The sequence below is a fragment of the Agarivorans sp. OAG1 genome (genome assembly GCF_037076485.1).
GTDB classification, from domain to species: Bacteria; Pseudomonadota; Gammaproteobacteria; order Enterobacterales; family Celerinatantimonadaceae; genus Agarivorans; species Agarivorans albus.
Window position 1 is genome coordinate 2487264 of record NZ_AP028990.1, and the last position, 23915, is coordinate 2511178.

At 43.0% G+C, this 23915-nt stretch carries 24 protein-coding genes and 6 tRNA genes; 5 read left to right on the forward strand and 25 right to left on the reverse strand.

Translation table 11 applies throughout. The features are described from left to right. Nucleotides 1-19: 19 nt before the first annotated feature. Together gap and OAG1_RS11325 are read left to right on the forward strand one after the other, a co-directional pair. The gene (gap, locus tag OAG1_RS11320) at nt 20-1015 is read left to right on the forward strand and encodes a type I glyceraldehyde-3-phosphate dehydrogenase (protein WP_016403289.1); all 996 of its coding nucleotides are present in this window, start codon (nt 20-22) and stop codon (nt 1013-1015) included. A gap of 65 nt (nt 1016-1080) precedes the next feature. Next, a complete protein-coding gene (locus tag OAG1_RS11325; RefSeq protein WP_338621360.1) occupies nt 1081-1929 on the forward strand; it encodes a D-hexose-6-phosphate mutarotase in 849 nt (282 codons plus the stop codon). 54 nt (nt 1930-1983) lie between these two features. Here the strand turns inward: OAG1_RS11325 and OAG1_RS11330 are convergent, their stop codons facing one another. From OAG1_RS11330 to OAG1_RS11425, 20 genes are all read right to left on the reverse strand, one after another. Beyond that, entirely contained in the window at nt 1984-3033 is a 1050-nt protein-coding gene (locus tag OAG1_RS11330) for a GMP reductase (protein WP_338621361.1), read from the reverse strand. A 147-nt stretch (nt 3034-3180) separates the two neighbouring features. Then, nucleotides 3181-4239, reverse strand: coding sequence for a quinolinate synthase NadA (nadA, locus tag OAG1_RS11335; protein WP_338621362.1), 1059 nt, complete (start codon nt 4237-4239; stop codon nt 3181-3183). A gap of 109 nt (nt 4240-4348) precedes the next feature. Then, nucleotides 4349-4424, reverse strand: a tRNA-Lys gene (locus tag OAG1_RS11340). A gap of 26 nt (nt 4425-4450) precedes the next feature. Next, nucleotides 4451-4526: transfer RNA gene (locus tag OAG1_RS11345), tRNA-Lys, on the reverse strand. A gap of 33 nt (nt 4527-4559) precedes the next feature. Further along, nucleotides 4560-4635: transfer RNA gene (locus tag OAG1_RS11350), tRNA-Lys, on the reverse strand. A gap of 17 nt (nt 4636-4652) precedes the next feature. Continuing rightward, nucleotides 4653-4728, reverse strand: a tRNA-Lys gene (locus tag OAG1_RS11355). A gap of 20 nt (nt 4729-4748) precedes the next feature. Then, nucleotides 4749-4824 (reverse strand) — tRNA-Lys (locus OAG1_RS11360). 29 nt (nt 4825-4853) lie between these two features. Further along, nucleotides 4854-4929: transfer RNA gene (locus tag OAG1_RS11365), tRNA-Lys, on the reverse strand. 196 nt (nt 4930-5125) lie between these two features. Continuing rightward, the gene (gene ybgF / locus OAG1_RS11370) at nt 5126-5902 is read right to left on the reverse strand and encodes a tol-pal system protein YbgF (protein WP_338621363.1); all 777 of its coding nucleotides are present in this window, start codon (nt 5900-5902) and stop codon (nt 5126-5128) included. 25 nt (nt 5903-5927) lie between these two features. After that, nucleotides 5928-6491: a peptidoglycan-associated lipoprotein Pal gene (pal, locus tag OAG1_RS11375; protein ID WP_016403008.1), complete on the reverse strand. Its 564-nt coding sequence runs from the start codon at nt 6489-6491 to the stop codon at nt 5928-5930. 30 nt (nt 6492-6521) lie between these two features. After that, entirely contained in the window at nt 6522-7829 is a 1308-nt protein-coding gene (gene tolB, locus OAG1_RS11380) for a Tol-Pal system beta propeller repeat protein TolB (RefSeq protein WP_227981402.1), read from the reverse strand. A 50-nt stretch (nt 7830-7879) separates the two neighbouring features. Continuing rightward, nucleotides 7880-8875 carry a cell envelope integrity protein TolA gene (tolA, locus tag OAG1_RS11385; RefSeq protein WP_338621364.1) on the reverse strand — a complete coding sequence of 332 codons (996 nt, stop codon included), beginning with the start codon at nt 8873-8875 and terminating at the stop codon, nt 7880-7882. A 13-nt stretch (nt 8876-8888) separates the two neighbouring features. Continuing rightward, nucleotides 8889-9326 (reverse strand): protein TolR, encoded by a 438-nt coding sequence (tolR, locus tag OAG1_RS11390; RefSeq protein ID WP_338621365.1) that lies wholly within the window; start codon nt 9324-9326, stop codon nt 8889-8891. 11 nt (nt 9327-9337) lie between these two features. Then, nucleotides 9338-10021: a protein TolQ gene (gene tolQ / locus OAG1_RS11395; RefSeq protein ID WP_016403012.1), complete on the reverse strand. Its 684-nt coding sequence runs from the start codon at nt 10019-10021 to the stop codon at nt 9338-9340. Continuing rightward, a complete protein-coding gene (ybgC, locus tag OAG1_RS11400) occupies nt 10011-10409 on the reverse strand; it encodes a tol-pal system-associated acyl-CoA thioesterase (protein ID WP_220718022.1) in 399 nt (132 codons plus the stop codon). Before ybgC ends, tolQ begins: the two co-directional genes overlap by 11 nt. Nucleotides 10410-10582: 173 nt before the next feature. Further along, nucleotides 10583-11590, reverse strand: coding sequence for a Holliday junction branch migration DNA helicase RuvB (gene ruvB, locus OAG1_RS11405; protein WP_016403014.1), 1008 nt, complete (start codon nt 11588-11590; stop codon nt 10583-10585). Nucleotides 11591-11604: 14 nt separating this feature from the next. Further along, nucleotides 11605-12225 (reverse strand): Holliday junction branch migration protein RuvA, encoded by a 621-nt coding sequence (gene ruvA / locus OAG1_RS11410; protein WP_249483117.1) that lies wholly within the window; start codon nt 12223-12225, stop codon nt 11605-11607. A 125-nt stretch (nt 12226-12350) separates the two neighbouring features. Then, on the reverse strand, nt 12351-15461 hold the full coding sequence (locus OAG1_RS11415) for an efflux RND transporter permease subunit (protein WP_338621366.1): 3111 nt from the start codon (nt 15459-15461) through the stop codon (nt 12351-12353). After that, nucleotides 15454-16755: an HlyD family secretion protein gene (locus OAG1_RS11420; protein WP_338621367.1), complete on the reverse strand. Its 1302-nt coding sequence runs from the start codon at nt 16753-16755 to the stop codon at nt 15454-15456. The genes OAG1_RS11415 and OAG1_RS11420 overlap by 8 nt, the downstream gene beginning before the upstream one ends. Next, complete coding sequence (locus tag OAG1_RS11425) at nt 16742-17398, reverse strand: TetR/AcrR family transcriptional regulator (RefSeq protein ID WP_338621368.1); 657 nt, start codon at nt 17396-17398, stop codon at nt 16742-16744. The genes OAG1_RS11420 and OAG1_RS11425 overlap by 14 nt, the downstream gene beginning before the upstream one ends. A 280-nt stretch (nt 17399-17678) precedes the next feature. Between OAG1_RS11425 and rssA the strand changes: the two genes are divergently transcribed. Together rssA and OAG1_RS11435 are read left to right on the forward strand one after the other, a co-directional pair. Next, complete coding sequence (gene rssA / locus OAG1_RS11430) at nt 17679-18608, forward strand: patatin-like phospholipase RssA (protein ID WP_338621369.1); 930 nt, start codon at nt 17679-17681, stop codon at nt 18606-18608. 179 nt (nt 18609-18787) lie between these two features. Continuing rightward, nucleotides 18788-19729: a putative sulfate exporter family transporter gene (locus tag OAG1_RS11435; RefSeq protein WP_338621370.1), complete on the forward strand. Its 942-nt coding sequence runs from the start codon at nt 18788-18790 to the stop codon at nt 19727-19729. 28 nt (nt 19730-19757) lie between these two features. Here the strand turns inward: OAG1_RS11435 and OAG1_RS11440 are convergent, their stop codons facing one another. After that, entirely contained in the window at nt 19758-19919 is a 162-nt protein-coding gene (locus OAG1_RS11440; protein WP_338621371.1) for a hypothetical protein, read from the reverse strand. A 251-nt stretch (nt 19920-20170) separates the two neighbouring features. Here OAG1_RS11440 and OAG1_RS11445 point away from each other — a divergent pair, with 251 nt between their 5' ends. After that, a complete protein-coding gene (locus tag OAG1_RS11445; RefSeq protein ID WP_016403023.1) occupies nt 20171-20548 on the forward strand; it encodes a hypothetical protein in 378 nt (125 codons plus the stop codon). A gap of 25 nt (nt 20549-20573) precedes the next feature. Here OAG1_RS11445 and OAG1_RS11450 read toward each other — a convergent pair whose 3' ends face one another. The 4 genes from OAG1_RS11450 to OAG1_RS11465 form a co-directional block, all read right to left on the reverse strand. Next, nucleotides 20574-21395, reverse strand: a complete 822-nt coding sequence (locus OAG1_RS11450; protein WP_016403024.1) for an Mbeg1-like protein — start codon at nt 21393-21395, stop codon at nt 20574-20576. Nucleotides 21396-21483: 88 nt separating this feature from the next. Continuing rightward, nucleotides 21484-22050, reverse strand: a complete 567-nt coding sequence (locus tag OAG1_RS11455) for a hypothetical protein (RefSeq protein WP_338621372.1) — start codon at nt 22048-22050, stop codon at nt 21484-21486. 48 nt (nt 22051-22098) lie between these two features. After that, entirely contained in the window at nt 22099-22866 is a 768-nt protein-coding gene (locus tag OAG1_RS11460) for an alpha/beta hydrolase (RefSeq protein WP_338621373.1), read from the reverse strand. Continuing rightward, complete coding sequence (locus OAG1_RS11465) at nt 22863-23879, reverse strand: DUF2817 domain-containing protein (RefSeq protein ID WP_338621374.1); 1017 nt, start codon at nt 23877-23879, stop codon at nt 22863-22865. The genes OAG1_RS11460 and OAG1_RS11465 overlap by 4 nt, the downstream gene beginning before the upstream one ends. Between the last annotated feature and the right edge of the window lie 36 nt (nt 23880-23915).

Genomic DNA, 23915 nt, shown 5'->3' on the forward strand with positions numbered 1-23915 from the left:
TGGAACATTAGGTATCACTATGACAATTAAAGTTGGTATTAACGGTTTTGGCCGTATTGGACGTTTCGTATTCCGTGCTTCTGTTGAGCGCAGCGACATTGAAGTAGTAGGCATCAACGACTTAATCGACGTTGAATACATGGCTTACATGCTTAAGTATGACTCAACTCACGGTCGCTTCAACGGTAGCGTAGAAGTAGTTGACGGTAACTTGGTAGTAAACGGTAACGTTGTACGCGTTACTGCTGAGCGTAACCCAGAAGACCTTAAGTGGGACGCAATTAGTGTTGATGTAGTTGCTGAAGCAACTGGTATCTTCCTAACTGACGAGACTGCTCGTAAGCACATCACTGCTGGCGCGAAAAAAGTAGTTTTAACTGGTCCTTCTAAAGACGCTACTCCTATGTTCGTAATGGGCGTAAACCAAGAGTCTTACGCTGGTCAAGACATCGTTTCTAACGCTTCTTGTACTACTAACTGTTTAGCGCCTATCGCTAAAGTACTAAACGACAAGTGGGGCATTGAATCTGGTCTTATGACTACTGTTCACGCTACTACTGCTACTCAGAAAACTGTTGACGGTCCTTCTGCTAAAGACTGGCGCGGTGGTCGTGGTGCTTCTCAAAACATCATCCCTTCTTCAACTGGTGCTGCTAAAGCTGTAGGTGTTGTACTTCCTGAGCTAAACGGCAAACTAACTGGTATGGCTTTCCGCGTACCTACTGCTAACGTTTCTGTAGTTGACCTAACAGTTAACCTAAAAGAAGCTGCTAGCTACGAAGAAATCTGTGCTGCTATGAAAGCTGCTTCTGCAGGCGAAATGGCTGGCGTACTTGGTTACACTGAAGACCAAGTTGTTTCTCAAGACTTCATCGGCGAAACTCAAACTTCTGTATTCGATGCAAAAGCTGGTGTAGCTCTAACTGACAAATTCGTTAAAGTTGTATCTTGGTACGACAACGAAATCGGTTACTCAAACAAAGTTCTAGACCTAATCGCTCACATCTCTAAATAAGATATGTAGCTTTTAGCTAGAATAATAAAGCGACCTTTGGGTCGCTTTTTTTATAGGTAAAAATCATGATCTTAGAAAAGCTTAAGCTAAAAGTTGTTAAGCAAATAGATAACGCGGTGTTTGAAGTAAGCAATGCCGAAGGCATGGTATTTTATTGGATTGATCACCCCAAAGCGAAAGCACTCATCGCCCAGCAAGGCGCTCACCTTGTCTCTTACCGCCCTAACCCAGGAGAAGAAACCCTTTGGTTAAGCGATGACAGTCTGTTTACCCAAGGGAAAGCCATTAGAGGCGGAGTCCCCATCTGTTGGCCACGCTTTGGCAACCTAGGTGATGACAGCTTACCGAAACACGGATTTGCTAGAACAAGCCTTTGGTCTTTAGATGAAACCAATACCAGCGAGGATAGCTGCTCAATTCGTTTGAGCCTAAATCATAGCGCTACTCCAGGCATTGAATTAACTTGCTTGTTTACCTTTACAGATAATCTTTGTTTAGACTTAGTCACCAAGAACAACAGTGAAAATAAGTTTGAGTTCACCGGGGCCTTGCACAGTTATTTCATTACAGATGTAAAAAAACTACACATTGGATCACTTGGAACTCAATATTTTGATGCCTTAACCCAAAAAGTTGCGATTGAATCAGCTGGTTTTAAACTTAGTGAAGAGACTGATCGTATTTATCTGCAGTCAGCAGATAGCAATTTAATCACTAATGGTAAACGTTCATTAAACATTCATCATAGCGGTAATGACAGCGTAGTTGTTTGGAACCCAGGTGAACAATTAGCTAACCAAATGGATGATGTTAGCGACTATCGCCAGTTTATCTGTGTTGAAACGGCTATCACTCAATCCCCAGTCTGTTTAGCGCCTAAGCAATCTCACTGCATACAACAGATTATTTCTTAACAAAAAAGCCCTAGGCATTACACCTAGGGCTTTTAGTTTCAAACCGTTTAAGAATTACACTTTAGTAATGCCAAACACTTGGTTCTCTTGCTCTTGCACACGGATGAAAGTGGTGCGTTTAGTCAGCTCTTTAAGTTCAGACGCGCCCACGTAAGTACATGCTGAACGAACACCACCAAGAATATCCTGAACGGTAAGTTGTACACTGCCTTTATAAGGTAGCAGCACCGTTTTGCCTTCAGATGCACGATATTCGGCTACACCACCAGTGTGTTTGTCCATAGCTGTTTGTGAGCTCATTCCATAGAATTTCATGAACTTATTGCCATTTTCTTCTACAACTTCGCCACCATTTTCTTCGTGCGCTGCTAACATGCCGCCAAGCATAACAAAGTCAGCTCCACCGCCAAATGCTTTAGCTACATCACCAGCCTGCGTACAACCGCCATCACCGACAATTTGACCACCAAGGCCATGTGCGGCGTCTGCACATTCGATAATAGCTGATAGTTGTGGGTAACCTACTCCGGTTTTAACCCGCGTTGTACAAACACTGCCAGGGCCGATGCCTACTTTTACAATGTCCGCACCACTTAGAATAAGTTCTTCAACCATTTCACCGGTAACTACGTTACCAGCCACGATAACTTTATCAGAAAAAGTTTCGCGCATTTTACGCACATAACCAACAAAGTGCTCTGAGTAACCATTTGCAACATCTACACAAATAAATTGTAAGTTACTATTCAGCGCTAAAATCTGCTTGGTTTTTTCAAAATCTGCGTCTGAAGTACCACAGCTCACCACCAGATACTTAATTTTGTCGGCTGACATACTGGCTAAAAACTGCGACCACTGTTCGATAGTGTAGTGTTTATGAACTGCTGTCATCATTCGGTGCTCGGCCAATGCTTTTGCTAAACCAAATGTCCCAACTGTATCCATATTGGCAGCAATTACAGGCACACCTTCCCATTGACTACCAGTATGTTTAAAGGTAAACTTCCGATCTAGTACAACCTGAGAACGGCTCTTCAAGGTAGAGCGCTTGGGTTTGATTAAAACGTCTTTAAAACCCAGCTTTATATCTGTTTCAACTCTCATCTACTTCTCTGCTAGTTATTAGGCACAAAACCCAAAAAGTATAGCAAATCTTTATTGATGATAAAAACATTAATACAGCTTTTTGCGCGCAACGTTTAGATACAAAAAAGCCTGCAACTTGTGCAGGCTTTTTTTAGAGAGAAACGGTTAAGCGTTACCCTTAACCTTTATTTGGTTAGTCTTGGCAAAACCTAGCATTCGATTTAGCGGTACTAAAGCTTTATCGATTAAGGCTTCATCAACAAATACTTCTTTGCCACTAGCGTCAATTAGCGCCTCTTCTATTGCCTTCAAGCCGTTCATAGCCATCCATGGGCAATGCGCACAAGAGCGGCAAGTGGCACCGTTACCACCTGTTGGCGCTTCAATCATTTCTTTATCCGGACAAGCTTGCTGCATCTTATAAAAGATACCTTTATCGGTAGCAACAATAAGCTTCTGGTTTGGCAACGTTTGGGCTGCGGCAATAAGCTGGCTGGTTGAACCAACAGCATCTGCAATATCTACAACGCTTTCTGGTGACTCTGGGTGAACCAACACTGCTGCATCAGGGTATTGCTGTTTAAGTTGCTTCAAGGCTTTTGCTTTGAACTCATCATGCACGATACAAGCGCCCTGCCACAACAACATACCAGCGCCTGTTTGTTTGGCAACATAACCACCTAAGTGTTTATCCGGAGCCCAAATAATTTTATGCCCCTCGGCGTCTAGGTGCTCAACCACGTCTACTGCAATGCTAGAGGTAACCACCCAATCGGCACGCGCCTTAACAGCAGCAGAGGTATTGGCGTATACCACTACAGTATGATCTGGATGAGCATCACAAAACTCTGCAAACTCTTTTTCTGGGCAGCCTAAATCCAGTGAACAAGTCGCCTCTAGAGTTGGCATAATGACTTTTTTTTCTGGTGTTAGGATCTTGGCCGTTTCGCCCATAAAGCGCACGCCAGCCACTAACAATGTTTTAGCTGGGTGATTGTTACCAAAGCGAGCCATCTCTAAAGAATCGGCAACGCAACCGCCAGTTTCTTCAGCCAAAGCTTGGATCTCAGGATCTGTATAATAATGAGCAACCAACACCGCGTCCTGCTCTATAAGCAATTGCTTAATGCGTTCTTTGTGCGCTGCGCGCTGCTCGGCATTAAGTGGAACAGGCTTAGGAGGAAATGGGTAAATTGATTCGTTAAAATATTCGAGCTGTTGCATAACTACATCTGAGATAAAAATAGTCCGAGTATTATACACGGCGATGTTAGCTAATGGCAGCTATTGGACTAAAGAATTAGTCTAGTTCTTGGAGATAAACCTTAAGAAATGGTGGGTTGTGAAGGATTTGAACCTTCGACCAATTGATTAAAAGTCAACTGCTCTACCAACTGAGCTAACAACCCTTAGAAAGTAGTAGCAACAACAGCAGTGGTGGGTTGTGAAGGATTTGAACCTTCGACCAATTGATTAAAAGTCAACTGCTCTACCAACTGAGCTAACAACCCGTTACTGTTAATGCATATTTTGAAACGAAGAAGTGGTGGGTTGTGAAGGATTTGAACCTTCGACCAATTGATTAAAAGTCAACTGCTCTACCAACTGAGCTAACAACCCATAACGTTTCAAAATAGTGGTGGGTCGTGAAGGATTTGAACCTTCGACCAATTGATTAAAAGTCAACTGCTCTACCAACTGAGCTAACGACCCACTAAAAGTGGTAATAGAAGTGGTGGGTTGTGAAGGATTTGAACCTTCGACCAATTGATTAAAAGTCAACTGCTCTACCAACTGAGCTAACAACCCATAAATTCTATTACAACGAAGTATCAAAGTGGTGGGTTGTGAAGGATTTGAACCTTCGACCAATTGATTAAAAGTCAACTGCTCTACCAACTGAGCTAACAACCCGCTCTGAACTTCTGTTAAATCCGCTTCAATTTGCTTGCGCAATTGGCCTGACTCAACGGCGGCCTATGATACGGATTTAAGACTGTTGTGCAACAGTAATTTGAATCTTTTTTTCTAAGCGTTCAGCAAATAAGCAACCAGCTTCTTGTTTGTACAGAATTTTGAATTTACTGAACTTTATTTGCTAAAACTTAGGCTACAACTTAGCTAAACGCGTTTGCGCCAAACCCGCAGCTGCAGTGTTTGGATGCTCTTTAACTACCCGAGTAAACAACGATTTTGCTTCAGCATTGTTATTTTGAAACTGGGCAATGATACCTAATTTTAACAATGACTCAGCCACCTTATTAGAATCAGGATAATCGTTAACAACTTTATTAAACTGTTCAGACGCTTGATCACGCTGTCCACGAGTATATTGTAGCTGGCCTAGCCAATAATGCGCATTTGGTGCGTAACTAGATTTTGGATAATCCTTGATGAAGTTCTGAAATGCAGGAATAGCTGCATCGTAGTCTTTATCTTGCATCACTAATGCAACAGCCGCATCGTAGGTTTGGTCTTCACCCGCTGCAACAGGAGCGGCCTCTGTGGCGGCTTTAGCAGTAATTGGTGAAGCTTGCAGTTGGGCAAAGCGACGATCTAACTCTTGGTATATTTCACGCTGACGTTCAATCAACTGCTCTATCTGATAATTACTTTGCTCTAACTGCCCTACCATTGTCGACATGCTATCCGACATATCTTCAACTTGGTTTTGCAAATCTAATTGAACCTGGTTACGCGCCTGTAACATACGTTCTAAACGCTCTATGCGCTGTTCCATAGTAAGATTACTCGAAGACAGAGCCACAGAGTTGTTTGCAACGGTGTTAGCGGAGCTTGCACCCGCTTCTTCTACTGGCGCAGCGGCGTGGATTTGGGCTGAAAATAAAACGGCTACAGAAGTAGCCGTAATCATATTAAGTTTCATAAATTACTCTACACAATCAAGCGTATTAATAAACTAACACAGCGCGACGATTCTTAGCCATAGCTGCGTCGGTATGAGAGTTATCTACTGGCTTTTCTTCACCGTAGCTAACAATAGAAATCTGCGACGCCAACACACCTAAACTTTGAAGGTACTTTGATACAGCTTTACCACGGCGCTCACCTAAAGCGATGTTGTACTCAGGCGTGCCTTTTTCATCGGTATGGCCTTCGATAAGCACTGTAACTGATGGGTTGTCACGTAAGTAACTCGCATGCGCTTCTAAAATTTCTGCAAACTCATCACGAATGTCTGAACGGTCGAATTCGAAGTAAACCACTTGGCTTTGACGAAGTTCAGCGGCTTTCTGGCGTTCTTCTTCTTCGGCACTTAATACTGGGTCTACTGCACCCACTTCAACACCGCCATTGGTTTGGCCTTCGCCAGTGGTGCTATCTTCAATAACAACACCGCCTGCTTTATCTTGCTCGCTCACATCACTATCGCTGGTGTTGTTTGAACTACAAGCGGCTAAGCCTGCAAACGCTAGTCCTAAAAATACGGTTTTTACTACTCTTTCGAATTGCATTATGGATTCCTTATGATCACATAGTTTTTGTTAGTTTAAGAAGGGTGACCAAGCAGGGGCTCTTACACTGCCCTCTTTAGCTGGTAAAGTCGCTTTAAATCTTCCATCCATGGATACCAATGCTAGAACTTGGCGCCCACCTGCTACCGTGCTGTACATAATCATACTGCCATTGGGTGCAATAGTAGGAGACTCGTCCAGTTGAGTCCTAGTCAATACTTGCACGTAGCCAGTATCAAAATCTTGTCGAGCAATTCGGTATTGCCCATTAACTCTGCTAACCATCACCAAGGCCGAACCATCGGGGGTGACAGAGCCACCTAAGTTCATTTCGCCTTCCCAGGTTACTCTGTTAACTTTATTGGTATCGATATTCACTTTGTAAATTTGTGGTTTACCACCGCGCTCAGAAGAGAATAACAGCTCACTGTTACCATTTGGCAACCACGTTGGCTCGGTATCAATACGGCGATTTTTGGTAATGCGTTGTAACTTTTTAGTTTCTACATCTATAACGTAAATATCAGGCTGGCCGTCTTTAGACAATACTAACGCGATACGTTTACCGTCTGGAGACCACTCAGGAGCGCCGTTAATCCCAGTAAATGAAGTTAACTTAGTTCGCTGCGACGTATAAATATCTTGTATGTAAATCTCTGCGGTGCGGTTTTCAAAACTTACGTATGCAAGCTGACGACCATCTGGCGACCAAGATGGCGACATTAATGGCTCTTGTGAACGCAGCAAGGTTTTTTCATTATGCCCATCGTAGTCTGCAATTCTTAATTGATAAGGGTAATTGGCTTCATTATTAACCACCACATAAGCGATACGGGTTAAAAATGCGCCACGCTCGCCAGTTAAAGCTTGATAAACACCGTCAGAGATTAAGTGCGCCATTTGTCGAAGCTGAGCTTTTGCAACGCTTTTAAAACGATCTAAAAGAATATGATCTTGGCTAGTAACTAACTGACCATCTTTAAGCTCTTGTTTATTACCGGCAGTGACTTGTCCACGCAACACATCAACAAGTGAATAGCTAACTTTATATTTACCGCCTTCTAAAGCTTCTACATTGCCAAGCAACACAGCCTCAACCCCTAAGGCAGCCCAAGCTTCATAATCTACTTGCTCTGCTGTTTGAGGTGTTTGCGGCATTTCGCTAATTGCAACAGGGTTAAACTTCCCTGAACGGCGCAAATCATCTGCCACTACTTTAGCTAAATCTAGCGGAACGTTTCCATGTCCCTTCCAAACAAACGGTACAACGCCAACTGGCCTTGCACTGTCTACGCCTTCCGTGATTACAATTTCTAGGTTAGCTTGAGCAACATTCATAAATGCAAACAAAAAGCCCACACTCACTAAGAATTTTTTCATCATCACAGCTATTCCGGTTTAAGAGTTAAAGTAATATTTTTCATTTTTTCAAATACATCAGGATCTTTTGAAACAGGTAATGTTACTGCTTTTTTGATTGCTCTACGTGCAGACTCACAAACAGCAGCATCCCCTTTCCCATCGCCAATACTGGTAACAAAACCGCTTGAAGCCAAGGTTAATTGTATTTGACACTGTTTACCAAGCATACTTGGTTCTATTAACCAGTTTCGTTGAATAGTCGACATAATCAACGCGCGATATTTATCTACTTCACCCAGCACTTGTCGTTGGTGACGCGCATTAGCTTCGGCTGCCATTTCAGCTTGCATTAAGCGCTCAAACTCAGCTTCTTGGCGAGCAATTTCAGCCTGTCGCTTCCGTTCCGCTTCAGCCTTAGCGGCTTTTTCTTTGGCGATACGGGCTTCTTCTTCTTTGCGTTTACGTGTTTCTTCAGCTTTACGTGCAGCCTCTTCGGCTTTCTTGGCCGCTTCTTCTGCTTTACGTTGCTCTTCAAGCTTACGCACTCGCTCTGCTTCTGCTGCTACTGCTGCAGCTTCAGCGACTTTACGTTGCTCTTCTTTCTTTTTGCGTTCAGCTTCGGCTTTAGCCGCTTTTTGCTGCTCTAGCTTTTGTTTTTCTTGCGCCCGACGAGCTTGTTCATCGGCTTTGCGCTTCGCATCTTCTTTTTGGCGTTTTTCAAGTTCTAGTTGCTTAATGCGCTTTTCTTCGGCTAAACGTTTTTTACGCGCCTGCTCAGCTTCTTTTTCAACTCTTTCTATTCGCTGTTTTTCTTGGTCTGCTTTATCTTTTTGTTGTTGCTTAATCCGCTCAACTTGCTGGCTAACCTGATTAATATCTACAGCAGTTGCGTTGATAATTGGAGCACTAGGGGTGGGTGTTAACTTTACGCGCTCAAAATCTACCGACCACACCAAGGCAACAAATAGCACTGCATGCAACAGTATTGAAATAACGATAGATAAGCTAAAAGGCGACTTCAATGCTATTCCTATTTTAACTTTCGTCTGGCTGAGTCATTAAACCCACAGAAGGTACGCCAGCACTTTGCAACAACACCATCAGGTTAATTACTTGCTCATAGCGAACATTTTTATCACCACGTACCACCACGGGTAAATTAGGGTCTAATTGCAAATGAGCCATCACAACAGCTTGTAGATCATCTCCAGAAAGAGACTGATTTGCAGAGCCATCATCTTCACCGGTATCGAGGAAGTACTGACCACTTTCGGTTACCGTAGCAACTAAAGGCGGCTTACTGTCTTCAGGCATTGCTTCTGCACTGGCCTGTGGAAGATCGACCTTCACACCTTGGGTTATTAGTGGCGCTGTTACCATAAAGATAATCAACAATACCAACATCACATCGATGTAAGGTACAACGTTAATTTCGGCAACTAAACGTCGTTTAGGACGTTGATAATGATTCACGCTAGCTCCTCTTAATTACTACCGCTGTGTGTTTGGCGATGTAAAATGCTAGAGAACTCTTCCATGAAGTTAGCGTAGCCGTGTTCAAGTTTAGCTACGCCCGTAGAAAAACGGTTAAAGGCAATAACAGCGGGAATTGCTGCAAATAAGCCCATTGCTGTCGCAATAAGTGCTTCTGCAATACCTGGGGCTACCATGTTCAAGCTTGCTTGTTGAACTTCACCCAGCGCGATAAAGGCATTCATAATACCCCACACCGTACCAAATAGGCCGATATATGGGCTAATCGAACCAATGGTTGCGAGCATGGGTAACTGATTTTCTAGTGATTCAACCTCACGCGATAACGATACCCGCATACTACGATAAGTACCGTCCATTACTGCATCGGCACTGCGACCACTGGTTTTATGTAGACGCACATACTCGCGAAAACCAGAGTGAAAGATTTGTTCCATCCCCTGCAGGTGATCTGCTCGGGCGTTACTCTCTTGGTAAAGCTTATTAAGGTCTACACCAGACCAGAACTTTTGTTCAAAAGCATCGCTAGCAGTTTTAGCAGCCTTTAAAACGCGATTACGGTTAATAATCATGGCCCATGAATAAACAGACATACTCACTAACAACAGCATTACAAACTTAACTAATAGGCTCGCCTGCCAAAACAAGCCGATAAATGACATATCAGAGTGCACCGAGTAAATCCTCTTTTAACGTTTCAGGAATGGCCGTGGCCTTCATTGATGACAATGTGACACAAGCTACAGTAACCATTCCCTGGGCGATGACTTGTTGATCAGCATTTCTAATGGTTTGTTCAAATACCAAACTGGCTCTTTTCATTTTATTGATGGTGGTTTCTACCGAGAGCATTTGGTTGAATAAAGCAGGAAGTTTGTAATCGATATTTAGCGAGCGCACAACAAAACACAAATCTTGTTTCATCAATACATCTTGATCATAGCCAAGCTCGCGCAACCATTCTGTGCGGCCTCGTTCGAAGTACTTAATATGGTTGGCATGATAAACCACCCCGCCAGCATCGGTATCTTCGTAATAAACCCGAACAGCTAAAACCGACATTACACCTATCCCAAATATATAATTACAAATTACTATACACAGGCTAGTGCCCAAGGTTAAGACTCTAAACACTTAATTTAGATAATTGACAAAGAAAATTGGAATAACGGCTTAAAATTAAACACTTTAAGCTCATTTTTTGGCTATGCTGTCGTTATTAAACGACAGCATTTTTATCGTTTAGGAAGGTCTAAACCGAGGTGTAAATAGGCTTTATCACTGGCAATGCGCCCGCGAGGAGTGCGTTGCAAAAAACCTTGTTGAATCAAGAAAGGTTCTAGTACATCTTCTATGGTTTCTTTATCTTCACCTATTGCAGCTGCCAGGTTGTCTAAACCCACCGGGCCACCAGCAAAAGTTTCGGTAATGGCTTTAAGTAGCTTGGTATCCATATAATCGAAGCCTGCACTATCTACGCTAAGCAAATCGAGTGCTTGTGCAGCAACTTGTTGAGTGACTTTGCCATCAAATTTCACATCGGCATAATCACGAACTCGGCGTAATAAGCGATTTGCAATTCGAGGCGTTCCTCGAGAACGTTTAGCTACTTCCCAAGCCCCTTCGCCATCTAAGTCTAAGTTGAGATAATGAGCACTTCGCTTAACGATATCGGATAAGTCTTTAGTATTGTAAAACTCTAGACGCTGTACGATGCCAAACCTGTCACGCAGAGGAGAGGTTAGCATTCCTGCTCGAGTGGTTGCACCAATCAAGGTAAAAGGCGGTAAGTCCAACTTAATCGAACGCGCTGCCGGGCCTTCGCCGATCATAATGTCCAGCTGATAATCTTCCATTGCTGGATATAGCACTTCTTCAACTACAGCACTTAAGCGGTGAATTTCGTCGATGAATAATACGTCGCCAGGCTCTAAGTTAGTTAACAGCGCCGCTAAGTCACCGGCTTTTTCTAACACTGGGCCAGAGGTAGTTTTAATATTCACCTCCAACTCGTTAGCCACAATATTAGCTAAGGTGGTTTTACCAAGGCCAGGTGGGCCGAAAATGAGCAAATGATCTAAAGCATCGTCACGACGACGAGCAGCCTCAATAAAAATTTCTAACTGCTCTACAACCGCGTCTTGACCAGTGTAATCTTCAAGCTTTTTGGGTCTAATCGCTCGATCTACACTCTCTTCTTCAGTTACTGGTGTGGCTGCTACCAAACGGTCAGCTTCAATCATCTAAATTACCTTTGTTACAGTGCCGCTTTTAAGGCTTCTCTAATTAGCTCTTCACTACTCATGCCGCTGGTCCACACTTGTTTAACCAACTTATCGGCTTGATTACCTTTATAACCCAAAGACTCTAGTGCAGCGATGGCTTCATCTCTTGGATCTACGCTTGCTTGTAAAGGTAAATCGCCATGGCTACTTAGGCTATCACTAATTGGCGTTTCTGGAAGTTCTACATTCCAGTTTTTCAAGCGGTCTTTCATTTCTACCAATAAACGCTCAGCAGTTTTTTTACCAATGCCCGGCACTTTCACTAGACTCGATAGGTCTTCGTGTTTAACCGCAAACACAAACTGTTCACAACTTAAACCAGATAAAATAGCTAATGCTACTTTAGGGCCAATGCCATTTACTTTTATCAACTCTCTAAACAAAGAGCGTGAAGCTTTATCATGAAAGCCATAAAGCAGTTGCGCATCTTCTCGTACGATGAAGTGAGTCAACAAGCGTACCGACTCGCCCAGCTCAGGTAGCTGGTAAAAGCAATTCATAGGTAGTTGAATTTCGTAGCCTACTCCAGCCACATCAATTAAAACAAAGGGGGGGACTTTTTCTTCTAAGATACCTTTAATGGTAGCGATCACTGCATAAACTCCTAAACTAACAGCGCTTAGCTTAACTCAAAGACTGGATATATATCCAGTCTTTGAGTTAAAAGTTTACTTAGCACCAATAAAGCCTTGTTAGGTTCTAGTCTCAGTATTAGGCCTTATTCATGTTGCAGCGATTTGTGTTTATGGACCAAGTTCCAATCGGCCAATACCGCATAGGCTGCCGGAATAATAAATAACACCATCATAGTGGACGCAATAATGCCAAATACTATAGACACCACAATTGGTTGCACAACTTGAGCTTGTAAGCTGGTTTCTAACAATAAGGGCAACAAACCTGCAGCTGTAGTTAAAGAGGTTAAAAACACTGCCCGAAAACGCTCTTTACTTGCATTCACTACTGCTTGATAAACATCGTCCCCCTCATCTAAATGATAACGGATATACTGCACCAGCAATATTGAATCGTTGGTTACAATACCTGCTAGGGAGATAAACCCTAGTATTGAGGGCATGCTTAGGTTGTGTCCCAATAAAAAATGCCCCCACAATACCCCAATTAGGGCCATTGGAATCACCGTAAGCACAACTACCGGTTCTAAGTAACTTCTGAACTGAAAACTCAAAATTGCGAACACACCAAATATGCCAATGGCGAAGCTTTTGCTTAAAGAAGCCCCTACTTTCGCGCTTTCTTTAGCTTCACCTTCAAAATCTACCCTTAAGCCTGGGAACTGTTTTCGAAGCTCAGGCAAAAAGCTTTTTTGTACCAATTGCATCACCTCGTTGGTATTGGCAACTCGGGTATCAACATCTGCCATTACTGTCACGGTGCGTAAACTGTTAATTCGTTGAATGCGTACATAAGCGCGCTGATATTCAATGTTTGCAATCGACGATAGCGGTACTTGCTGTCCATCGGCTAACACAATTGGAAAATTTGCTAAGGCTTGTAAGCTTCCGGACTGTTGTTTGTTAAGCCTTACGTCTATTTGCATGTTTTCTGGGCCAATTTGAAACTCGTCAGCAATGACTCCTTGGTAAGAAGCGCGCAACTGCTCCGCGACCATTTGGCCATTAACCATAAATGCCTCTGCACCACCTCGAAGAGATATAACCACTTCTTCTTTGCCAGGTCGCATATCATCTAAAATGCTATTCACACCCTGAAACTTACCCAAGTAGGCTTGTAGCTCAACAGAAGCGGATTTTAATGTATCTAGATTAGAGTGCTGCAAACGAACTTCAATCGCCCGCCCTGCCGGACCCATCGTTGGTTGAGTAAACGCCAATGCTAAAGGTAAAGCTTGCTCGCCTACTTGCTCGCGCCAAGCCGCGATAAAATCTTCGATATAACTATTGCGAACTTCTGCCGAGAGCAGATCAAGGCGCACAGTAGCGACATGCGGGCCCGACTCGCCAGCATCGGCATTAAAGTTGTATTGCGCAGTAATATCGTGAATAAGCGTCTGAGGTTCGTTGTTATCTTGGGTGAACCTTTCTCCAACTTGTTGCGCTGCATTTACGATTTCAGTAACTAGCGTCTCCGTTTGGCTCAAACTCGACCCAGGAGGAAGAATGATCCTTGCCTCTGCAATATCGCCATCCAACTCGGGAAAGGCGGTAAATTTAACTAAACCACTAATCACCAATGAAAAAGATAACAGCAATAAACCAAACGTTGCTCCAAGGGAGACGTAACGCCATTTCACAACAAAGGCTACGGCCGGAACTAACTTATTAAGTCGGAAGTTTTCAAAAGCATTTAAAAATTTAGCTTTAAACCCGCTAGTAGGTCGTTCAATTCCTTTGTGCTGCAAAGTATGACGAAGGTGATTAGGCAAAATTAAAAATGCTTCTACCAAACTTATGCATAGCACCAATAACAAGGCCATGGGAACCACGCTTAACACAGCCCCCATTTGACCGTCTAACCACATCAAACTTCCCAGTACAAAAATGGTGGTGAAGAACGACGAGATAACCCCGGGAGCGGCTTTTTTAACGCCTTTTACTACCGCTTGGTCAGCACTTAATCCACGCTCTAAGTGCGCGGCAATGGATTCTGCAATAACAATCGCGTCATCCATCATGATACCAATGGCCATAAGCAGGCCCACTAGCGTCATGATATTGATCGACAATCCAAACACCGACATTAAAAACAAACCGCCCATAAAGGCTACCGGTAAGCCTGCTGCAATCCAAAAAGAGTAACGCAGCGAGAAAAACAACCACATGCTTAAAAAGACCAAGATAATCCCTTGCCATCCATTTTTGAGCATCATGTTTAAACGATCGCTCAATAGAGAAGACATATCGTTGGTAAGGGTTAAGCTCACTCCCTCCGGCGTAACAAAGCGCTGGTCATCAACAAACTGCTGCACAGACTGCTTGATTCGCAAGGCATCATCTGCTTTGTTTTTGCTTATTTTAAGTACCGCAGATGGAAGGTTGTTAAAGAGGATTTTTTCTTCGTCCAACTCAAATCTATCACTGATAGTGGCTATATCACCAAGGTACACCACGCTGCCATTGTTATCTGAAGCAATCACCGTTTTTGCCAGCGCAACCGGGTCTCGCTTACGCTGGTCAAATCGAATTAACAAATTTTTATCGGTAAGCTCAATGGTGCCAGCTGGCAAATTTATGTTTTGCTGGCTAATGGTACTCGCTACATCATTCACGCTAAGGTTTAACCTGCGCAGCGCAGTGTGGTCTAGCTCAACGCGTAACTGATGATCCGAAAATCCACTCACGCTTACCATCGCCACGCCGTAATCAACCTTTAGGATATGTTTAAGCTCTTCTGCGTAAGCTTTTAAATCAGGCCAAGATGCTGGCGCACTTATTGCGATATCGACGACTGGCTCGGCCCAATCCATTTCTTTTACTACGGGCGGTTCAATTTGCTCTGGGAAATCCTTAATTGCATTTATTTCGGTTTGTATATCAACCAGCATTCGTCCTACGTCGGCATTACCTTCAAGCTTTACAACCAACGAGCCAAGGCCTTCAACAGCTTCACAGCGGGTTTCTTCAATACTTGATAAACCATCAACTGCGTCTTCCATTCGCATACATAAACTTTCTTCCACTTCACTAGGTGACGCACCAGGGTACACCACCGTTGCGATAATGAAGGGATTAGTAAACTCGGGAAAGGTCTCGCGCTTTAAGGTACTAAGGCTAGTAAAGCCGAGAAGTATAAAACTCACCATAACAAGGTTTGCTAGAGTGGGATGGCGAATAAAAAAATTAAGCATTCGTCGCGTCCTCTAATCGCAAACTCATTCCCTCTACGGCAGGGATAAGATCATTAAGAATTAGCTTCTGTCCGCTGCTAAGCTCGCCACTGATAGCCACACCTTGTTCAGTCCTAAACAATACAGTAATAGGGATTATGCGAAGTTTCTCTTGGTCATCCATGAGGTAAATATTGCTGCCATGCAACGCGCGTTCTGGCACCACATAGTGCTGTTGCGGATAGCCCTTAATGGTTGCTTGCACATACATACCTTTAGTAAGCGGGATTTGCTGGGCTAAATCCATTTCTGCAATATTTTGCGCAACTTCTAAAAACATACCAACCGTGGCTTGCTCTACACTCACCGACTCAGCAACACGAGTGACCGTAGCGGGCCAACGATACTCGATACCAGATGCCACCAAACTCACCGAAGCTTCAAACTCCAACTCATCAATTGAAGGTAAACCCAAAGCATTTTGATAGTGCTGAACGCTGCTAACCAAATGACGCATATCGTTTAGCGATAGCTGCACATCGGCTACCATTACATCCAGCTTCTGCGCCACTACCATTACCGATTGCAAGTTAACCACCTGCTCAGTTTCAATATTTACTTCTGCAATTTTGGCATCGAAAGGCAGCACGATTTCTGTTTTACTCAGTTGCCGTTGCGCATCTTCAAGTTTGGCCTCTTCCACCGCGAGTTGTGCTTCGGCAACACGTCTATCATCGGGGATAAGCTGTAAGGCATTCTCAAGCTCTTGAACCACGTTGTTTTGAATGAGTACGTTTTGTTTTTGGTTTTCTAACTCTGAGCTGGAAATAAGATTTTGCGCTTTAAGCTTTTGCTTACGTTTATACTCTTCATCCACCAACAAAGCTCGCTGACGTTCGATATCTAAGCTCACTTTAAGATTGGTTTCTTCTTGGTTTAGTCGAGCCAATTGAGTTTTACTAGCGTTTAAGTTGGCCTCTGCCTGAACCAGTTTTAGGCTGTATTCAAGCGGGTCAATTTTAAGCAACAAGGTTCCTTTTGGAAGAAACCGCCCCTCTTCTAACAAGGGATGACGATAAACCAAACTGCCGGTTACTTCCGCTACAGCTTCCCAGCTGGTTTTAGGCTCTACTCTTCCGTAAGCCACCGCTATAGGAGCAGCAGCTTGCTGCTCTAAACCCACCACCTCAACTAATCGGGAAGACTGGTGCTGAGCATTTACCGGTGCAACTTCCTTTGTAGCAATGGCCAAGACCAGAAAAAATACCCCAATGGCAATGCCAGGAAAAATCAACCAAGGTTTATTGAGCTGCATTACTATGTTCCTTAGGTTTAAACAATCCACGCTCAAGCAACTGAACGTTATGATCTGCAAGTTTTAAAAATTTTTGTTTCGACAATTCAATTTGATTGGCTTCCAATAAACGCTCAGGCATCAAAAATGGAAACACCATTAAACTCAAAAAACTAATCTGTGCCATCTCAGGGTCTACACCATCTAAAAGCGACTTATTTTTTAACAATTTTTGGAATAACTCCCTGCTTTTAAAGCGCCCCAAACTACCAATCATCAGGTTTAGTTGCTGAGCGCTTTCGTGTTCTTTAGGTAAGCCGGACAATTTGTATATCAGCTTCGGAAAGTAAGGGTTGTCCACCATGGTGGTGTAATATGCGCGCATAACCTTAGCTAAGTCACTGACTTCGGTGTGTTGTTTCCCATGTTTAAGGGTACTAAATACAGGGTCAGATACATTCTTTAGCATTTCACCAAAAAGCTGCGCTTTAGAGCCGAAATAATACCTAATAAGTGCCGCGTCTACTTCGGCTTGGTTTGCCACCATGCGTATCGATACTTTGTCGTAGTCGTGTTTTACAAACAGCTGAGTGGCAGCCTCTAATAATTTCTTCCTAGCTTGGCTATCACCTTTAGGTCGCCCTACAGGATTCTTTTTAGTCATGGCTTATTGGTTTATTCATCATGTGTAGAATAAATAATAAAACATAAACGCGCGTTCTGCGCCAAGTAAAATTCTTCGCATCTTTACTTTCAATGAATTTCCTTTAATTCGCACAGTTAAAGGCTTATTAATGTTCATCTGGCCCCTGAAAAATATTTGATAAATATCAGTACCATACTTGGCTATAGCTAACTCGCATCTAGAACATAAGTAACTATGAACTTAAGCATTTTTAAGCAACAATGAGGCTTACGAAATAGTTGGCTTGAATGGAGTTATCATGGCTGTTAGCGGCGAGTTGAAGATTGGCTTAGCCTTGGGTAGCGGAGCAGCAAGAGGCTGGTCTCACCTAGGGGTAATAATGGCCTTGCAAGATATGGGGATCCGCCCACATATTGTATCTGGTTGCTCAATCGGTGCCTTAGTCGGAGCAGCATATGCTTGCCAACGAATAGACAAACTCAACGAGTGGGCCTTAAGCCTTTCTAGCTGGCAAGTTTTCAATTTGATGGACTTCTCACTTTACCGTGGTGGATTGCTCACTGGGGAAAAGGTATTTAACGCTGCAGAAAAATACATTGGTAGCGACAGCATAGAGCAATTAACGATTCCATTTGGTGCAGTGGCAACTGAGCTTGAGACCGGCAAGGAAGTTTGGTTGCAAAAAGGCAGTGTACGAGACGCTGTTCGCGCATCATGTGCCATGCCAGGATTAATGGCTCCCTATCATTTAAAAGATCAATGGCTGGTAGATGGTGCAGTGGTTAATCCAGTTCCGGTATCGTTGTGCCGAGCGATGGGCGCCGACATCGTTATTGCGGTAAACCTTAATAATGATAAATCTCGAATTGCGCTAACCGACCATCCCTTAGAAATAAACGAGCAAAACAACAATGCTAACGAGCAACCATTTTGGCGCTTGTTAGGTGGCGGCAAAGATTTTCTTAATTCCATGCTAAGTAACCTCAAGCAGCCAAACAATAATCGCTCCCCCGGCATGATAGGCGTAATGTCTACCTCGATTAATATTATGCAGGAGCGGTTAACCCGCACCCGTATGGCAGGCGATCCACCAGATATATTGCTGTCTCCCAAATTAGGGGATATTGGCATCATGGATTTCCACCGTGCCGAAGAAGCTATTGCCGAAGGCAAACGAGTGACTGAACTGATGCGACCACAAATCGAGGAAGAGTTATTTTATCGCTAAATTAGCTTTTAAGCTCGATGAATAATATCAATTAAAATAATCATTATTATTGATATGAAAACAGATAATCGCATTAAATCAATGAATTAAAATATTTTTGTTGATTTATCTCGCAACTAAATCCGCATGCATGCAATCCTTGCTCGGCGTATACTTAAGCCTGATGTTGAGGATTTAATATGTTAGAGAAACTAAAACAGCTCAGTAAAGCAGATGTATTGTGCCTAATTACCTGCTTAGTAATCCTTACGCCTCTCATAAACGGTCCTGGCGCTCTAGTTATTGGAGCTTGTTTTGCAAGTTTTGGATTAACACCTAAAACCATTGATATTGCTGTTTTAACCAAGCGTCTATTAGCTATCTCGGTGGTCGGTTTAGGTTTTGGTATTTCTATTACCCAAGCTATTGAATACACACAACACGGTTTTGGGTTAATTGTCGGCTCTATCGCTTTTACCCTATTTGTTGGCTTAGTTGCCGCTAAATTAGTGGGTATGGAGAAAAAGACCGGCTATTTGATCTCGGTGGGAACTGCAATTTGCGGCGGCAGCGCTATTGCCGCAGTAGCACCTGCGATTAAGGCAAATAGTAAACAAATTTCCTTAGCCTTAGCGACCGTGTTCATTTTGAATGCTTGTGGTTTGTTCTTATTCCCATTGCTGGGCCACGTATTAGAGTTAAGCCAAAACCAATTTGGTTATTGGGCGGCCATTGCTATTCATGATACTTCGTCTGTTGTAGGCGCTGCTGCAGCGTACGGCGATGAAGCCCTTAGCGTTGCCACTACGGTTAAACTAGCCAGAGCGTTATGGATAATCCCTGTAGCCTTAATGAGTTCGATAATATTCAAAGAAAAAGACGGTAAGGTTTCAATTCCCTACTTCATTTTTTTCTACATTTTGGCAATGCTTATCAGCAACTATGTACCGATGTTTGAGGCTGTCTACAAAGGCTTATTTGAGATGTCTAAACAGTTGTTGGGAGTGTGTTTATTTTTAATCGGCTACGGCTTAACGGCTAAAAACTTACAACAAGCAGGCAGTAAACCATTATTACTTGGATTAGGGCTATGGATCTGCATAGCAGTGAGCTCACTAGTTATCATTAAGCTTTTCTACTAATCGGAAAGTTAAACCTGAATGAGCAATGCTAATGGTTAGATTTACGCTGTTTGCCCACTAACGATGTACCTAGCATTACCAATACCGCCAAAAAGGCTGTTGCTTCGAATACCGCTCGGATCAAATCATTACTAAACCAAGCAATAAGTAGACTTAGAACAATAATCGTTAACAAAATTTTACGTAACATCAGCACCCTCCAGTTGGCAAAACTGTAACCAACATTTGTGCTTCTGCAAATTCAGTTTGTCTATAAGCTAGCGCTGCTGCTTATAAAGAATGATTGTTGAGGCGAATAATAATTAGACATACATCACATTTTTGTTAGAATCGTCCGCGGTCACAATACTTACGGCAGGCACAATGTTTCAAACTTTGTTCTATAGAATACTTTTTCCGTTCATCATCGCGTTGTTGGTGATGATATTAGCAATATTGCAAATGCAAAAAGTAACTTTGGCAAAGTTTTACGACAAAGAATTGAGCTTTTCCGATTACCTAAACTGGTTTTCAACTCACCCAGCTAACACCGTAGACGTATTATCGGTATTGCGGGCCCAACAACCCAATCACCATGGCGGTACAACGCAGGATTGGTGTCCAAGTGTTAATTCTGAAGATGGTTTTGTTAGCATTAGCTATTTAGATGACAAACCCGTTTGTTGTAGCTTAGGCCAAGGTCAACGCTACGTTTACTACAAAGAAGATGAGCAATTTATTACTTTGCTCTGTGGACGATGGCCAAGAACCGAAGTAGTGAATGTGAGTAAGAAAGGGATCCGCGCAGTGCAATCTTACCGCAGTGCAGCAGGCTCTTAATTTACTCCGCTTTGTTTACGGCACTTTAGTGCTCATCAAAATAGTCTTTATTGCGAATGTATTTACGCATGTAGTGATAAGTAAACGGTAATAGCAACCAACTCACCAACGACTTACTTAACCGATACCAGGTTGGCGTATTCTCATAAATTCTTTCATCGTGTAACCATAGCATTCTACCTACATGCCAATAGACAAATGGCAAGGGCGGCAAAAAGGTTACAATGTCTAAGTCACAGCAAATTCGGTAAGTTTTACGATGCAATTTGTAGTGCTTCTTAAAGTTCCATAAACCTGTTGCTGGTTGGCCAAAGGTTACGACCCGTTTTACTTTTTTGGGATATTGCCGCTCTAACCTATCCGCCACCAATACTGCCATACAACCACCAGAAGAATGCCCCGTAAGCGATATGCGCTTTCCCTGTGCCATCAGTGGTAATAATATTGCCTCAAGACGCTGGTAAACGGTGTACTTGTTTTTGCTCCGATTAGGATCGCAACTTAACTGCTCCAATAGCTGCAAATAGCCCCAATGAACATGATAATGGCTCTCTCCTGCTTGATACTTGCGTGGAACAAAAGCAAGATTAACCAGCCAATCAAATATGTTCATTGACCCTCGAAAAACAACAATCACTTCATCTTTGTTCTCTTTCCATAATACCCGGGTTGTTGACCGCCCCCAGCGATCAAACACGTCTTGATACAAATACTTATCAAGCTGCTCAGTCATACCTTGCATAGCCGACGGATAAGCCAGTCGACAAAGCACCGCATAACGTTCGTATTGGTAACGTTTTAGTTTTTTTAACTTAGCGATGGGTTCTTGAATTAACGGTTGGTTCAAACAAAGCTACCTAGGGCGTTTTGGTTGTATATTGAAACATAGTGTTCACAATTTAATATGACACTTTAATGAAACAGCACCAACACCGCTATTGTGCGTAGTACTTTAACCAATATTGCTGAGCCTTAACGTGGTTAGGAACTACCTTGTTAAAGATATAAACATTGCCAACTTGCTGAACCACAAAAAAACTGTGTGCAATTACGCCTGTTGTATCATTTAACTCTAGCCTTCCCCACCCCCCGCTAAACGCGGAAAGGCTTGGAAAATGCAATTCAAGGTCTTTCACCTTACAACTCGTGCTAGAGCTTGGCACTAACACGCGATAAGCTAAGTCTTTCCAAAGCTTGTCTTGGCTTAACACATTGATTTGTTGCTGTATGCTGGGGTTCCAAGCAAGCTCTAAAGTTAGTAGTCGCCCTCTTAATAGTTGAAGGTTATCGTAAACACAGGCATTGCTTGCAGGTAGGCTTATTTGCAAGGCATCTGCTTGTTCGTTAACACTTGCCTTTGTTATTGGCATAAGTTCAAGTTGTTTGGCTGCTTCTACTCGAAAAGTAAGCTTGGGGTAAGCGCCTTCTATCACCTCTATCGCTAGCTGATTAGCTATAGCTGAGTATGAAAACAAGCCAAAACAAAATAACCACTTACCCATAACCACCATTCCTTAACTTGTCCAAGCGATAGTTCATCGACTTTAAGATTAGCAGCTTAATGCATTAAGCCATTGCTGAATCTGCTTCACTGTCCATAGCGGCGCATCTAAGGGCAGGTCATGCCCTGCGGTAGGATGTTGCTTAACATCTGCTTGCCAGCGCTTAGCGAGTTGTTCACTGCAACTGCAATCAACTAATTTATCTCTACGACTATTTAGGATCAGCATTGCTTGATTTGGCTTATTAGGCGCTTTAAAAGCTGCAGCCGCTTTAAGTTGCAAAAAAGCATTTTCTAAGCTTACCGGATACTGCTTTGCCCAGCTAACCCAAGCGCATAAAACTTGCTGGTGTTGTTGCGGGAAGCTAGTGGTTAAGGCCATGATTTTGCGTTGTCGAGAAACTGTAGATTGAGTGAAAATAGCACTTATCAAAGAAGGGTAAATACGCCAATTTAAACGACGATAAAACGGCGAAAACGCAGCGTTAGATGAGTTAATTAAAACCAGCGAGTTAACCTCATGACTAAATTTATTTGCCCAATCTACGGCCAACATTCCCCCTAATGAAATGGCAACGATATCTACACAATCAATGTTTACATTTTGTAGCCGAAGTTGAATTCGCAAACTTTGCCGCATTTGGCATATGCTGTCTGCACTTTTTAAGCGATATAAGTGGCCATTACCTGGGACGTTAAAACTAACAATTGTACGCTCGGGAAAGGCCTGCTGCAGGAGTTCTCGAAATTGTCCCCAATGGCGTTTCTCTCGAATTAACCCTCTAACCAAAACAATTGGTCGTTGACTATTAGTCATGAATACCACTTCTTTATTGCTCCTTTCTTGTCTAAGTCTAATTGTGGATCATTAAGGAAGCTTTGCCATGAATGGCAGGCATCCATTAAAAACTCCATTAATATTAGATGCCGTCTTAGCACTCGCTGTACTCGGTGTGGCTTCATGGGATGATATAAACCTAAACTGTTAAACAGCTGAAGTGGATTTTTCTTTAACCAACGCCACGAACCCATCTCCAGAGTAAGAGGAATAAACGTACCCGGATAGGCTAAAGACTGATCGTAGCAATAATCCCAAAGATCACCATGACAAACATAATGTTTAGTTTGCGGTTCAAACAGGTAGTTTTGGTGTGGAAAGCCACTAAAAAAAGCTTTTCGAAGCCGATAAACCACATCAAGGTCATCAATAGGCTGTGATACCGAGTTTGCATAAGGAAACCAAATCCGGTCACTGTGGCCAAAACCGCTATGACAATCTAATACCAAACTAAAAGGCCGTGGGAATAAGTTGGTTTGAGCAAATTTAACTAAGGCCTGATTTTCCATTTCCATTGCTTGGCCGCTTTTGCCTCTAAACCATGGTAAATGTGGACTGATTCGCTGCCCACCAACCATAAAGCTTGCGCCTTCGGTAGCAATACTTGGCGAGTTACGCATTAAATCAACCCCATTAGCGTTAGCTCTTCGCTGCATAACCATGCCACTAGGGTTTACGATAGGCACAAAACCAAGGTAGCAGTTATTGAGGAGGTACTGGAGTTGTGTGTCCCAATCAAGCCGGTTTAGCAGGCTGGCTAGGAAAGACAGCACTACTTGACTACCAATACGTTCAACACCGTGAACCCCACCTACAAACAATACTCCAGGTTTATCAATAGAGGCATTCCCCAGGCTAATTGCATGAACAGGATAAGAGTCATTAGTGTTGCTGTTTACTTCACACAGTAACTCTACTTTAAGCTTATTTGGAAACAGCTGAAGAATGTTAAGCAGCTGATCCATCTCTGGGAATTCACTCTGGCCTTGCATCGCGTCCTCGCTTGCTATAATTGGCAAGTTACATCT

Coding starts and splice junctions, on each gene's coding strand:
- gap (WP_016403289.1), top strand. CDS start 20: ATGACAATTAAAGTTGGTATTAACGGTTTTGGCCGTATTGGACGTTTC.
- OAG1_RS11325 (WP_338621360.1), top strand. CDS start 1,081: ATGATCTTAGAAAAGCTTAAGCTAAAAGTTGTTAAGCAAATAGATAAC.
- OAG1_RS11330 (WP_338621361.1), bottom strand. CDS start 3,033: ATGAGAGTTGAAACAGATATAAAGCTGGGTTTTAAAGACGTTTTAATC.
- nadA (WP_338621362.1), bottom strand. CDS start 4,239: ATGCAACAGCTCGAATATTTTAACGAATCAATTTACCCATTTCCTCCT.
- ybgF (WP_338621363.1), bottom strand. CDS start 5,902: ATGAAACTTAATATGATTACGGCTACTTCTGTAGCCGTTTTATTTTCA.
- pal (WP_016403008.1), bottom strand. CDS start 6,491: ATGCAATTCGAAAGAGTAGTAAAAACCGTATTTTTAGGACTAGCGTTT.
- tolB (WP_227981402.1), bottom strand. CDS start 7,829: ATGAATGTTGCTCAAGCTAACCTAGAAATTGTAATCACGGAAGGCGTA.
- ybgC (WP_220718022.1), bottom strand. CDS start 10,409: ATGTCGGTTTTAGCTGTTCGGGTTTATTACGAAGATACCGATGCTGGC.
- ruvB (WP_016403014.1), bottom strand. CDS start 11,590: ATGATTGAAGCTGACCGTTTGGTAGCAGCCACACCAGTAACTGAAGAA.
- OAG1_RS11415 (WP_338621366.1), bottom strand. CDS start 15,461: ATGCTTAATTTTTTTATTCGCCATCCCACTCTAGCAAACCTTGTTATG.
- OAG1_RS11420 (WP_338621367.1), bottom strand. CDS start 16,755: ATGCAGCTCAATAAACCTTGGTTGATTTTTCCTGGCATTGCCATTGGG.
- OAG1_RS11425 (WP_338621368.1), bottom strand. CDS start 17,398: ATGACTAAAAAGAATCCTGTAGGGCGACCTAAAGGTGATAGCCAAGCT.
- rssA (WP_338621369.1), top strand. CDS start 17,679: ATGGCTGTTAGCGGCGAGTTGAAGATTGGCTTAGCCTTGGGTAGCGGA.
- OAG1_RS11435 (WP_338621370.1), top strand. CDS start 18,788: ATGTTAGAGAAACTAAAACAGCTCAGTAAAGCAGATGTATTGTGCCTA.
- OAG1_RS11440 (WP_338621371.1), bottom strand. CDS start 19,919: ATGTTACGTAAAATTTTGTTAACGATTATTGTTCTAAGTCTACTTATT.
- OAG1_RS11445 (WP_016403023.1), top strand. CDS start 20,171: ATGCAAAAAGTAACTTTGGCAAAGTTTTACGACAAAGAATTGAGCTTT.
- OAG1_RS11455 (WP_338621372.1), bottom strand. CDS start 22,050: ATGGGTAAGTGGTTATTTTGTTTTGGCTTGTTTTCATACTCAGCTATA.
- OAG1_RS11460 (WP_338621373.1), bottom strand. CDS start 22,866: ATGACTAATAGTCAACGACCAATTGTTTTGGTTAGAGGGTTAATTCGA.
- OAG1_RS11465 (WP_338621374.1), bottom strand. CDS start 23,879: ATGCAAGGCCAGAGTGAATTCCCAGAGATGGATCAGCTGCTTAACATT.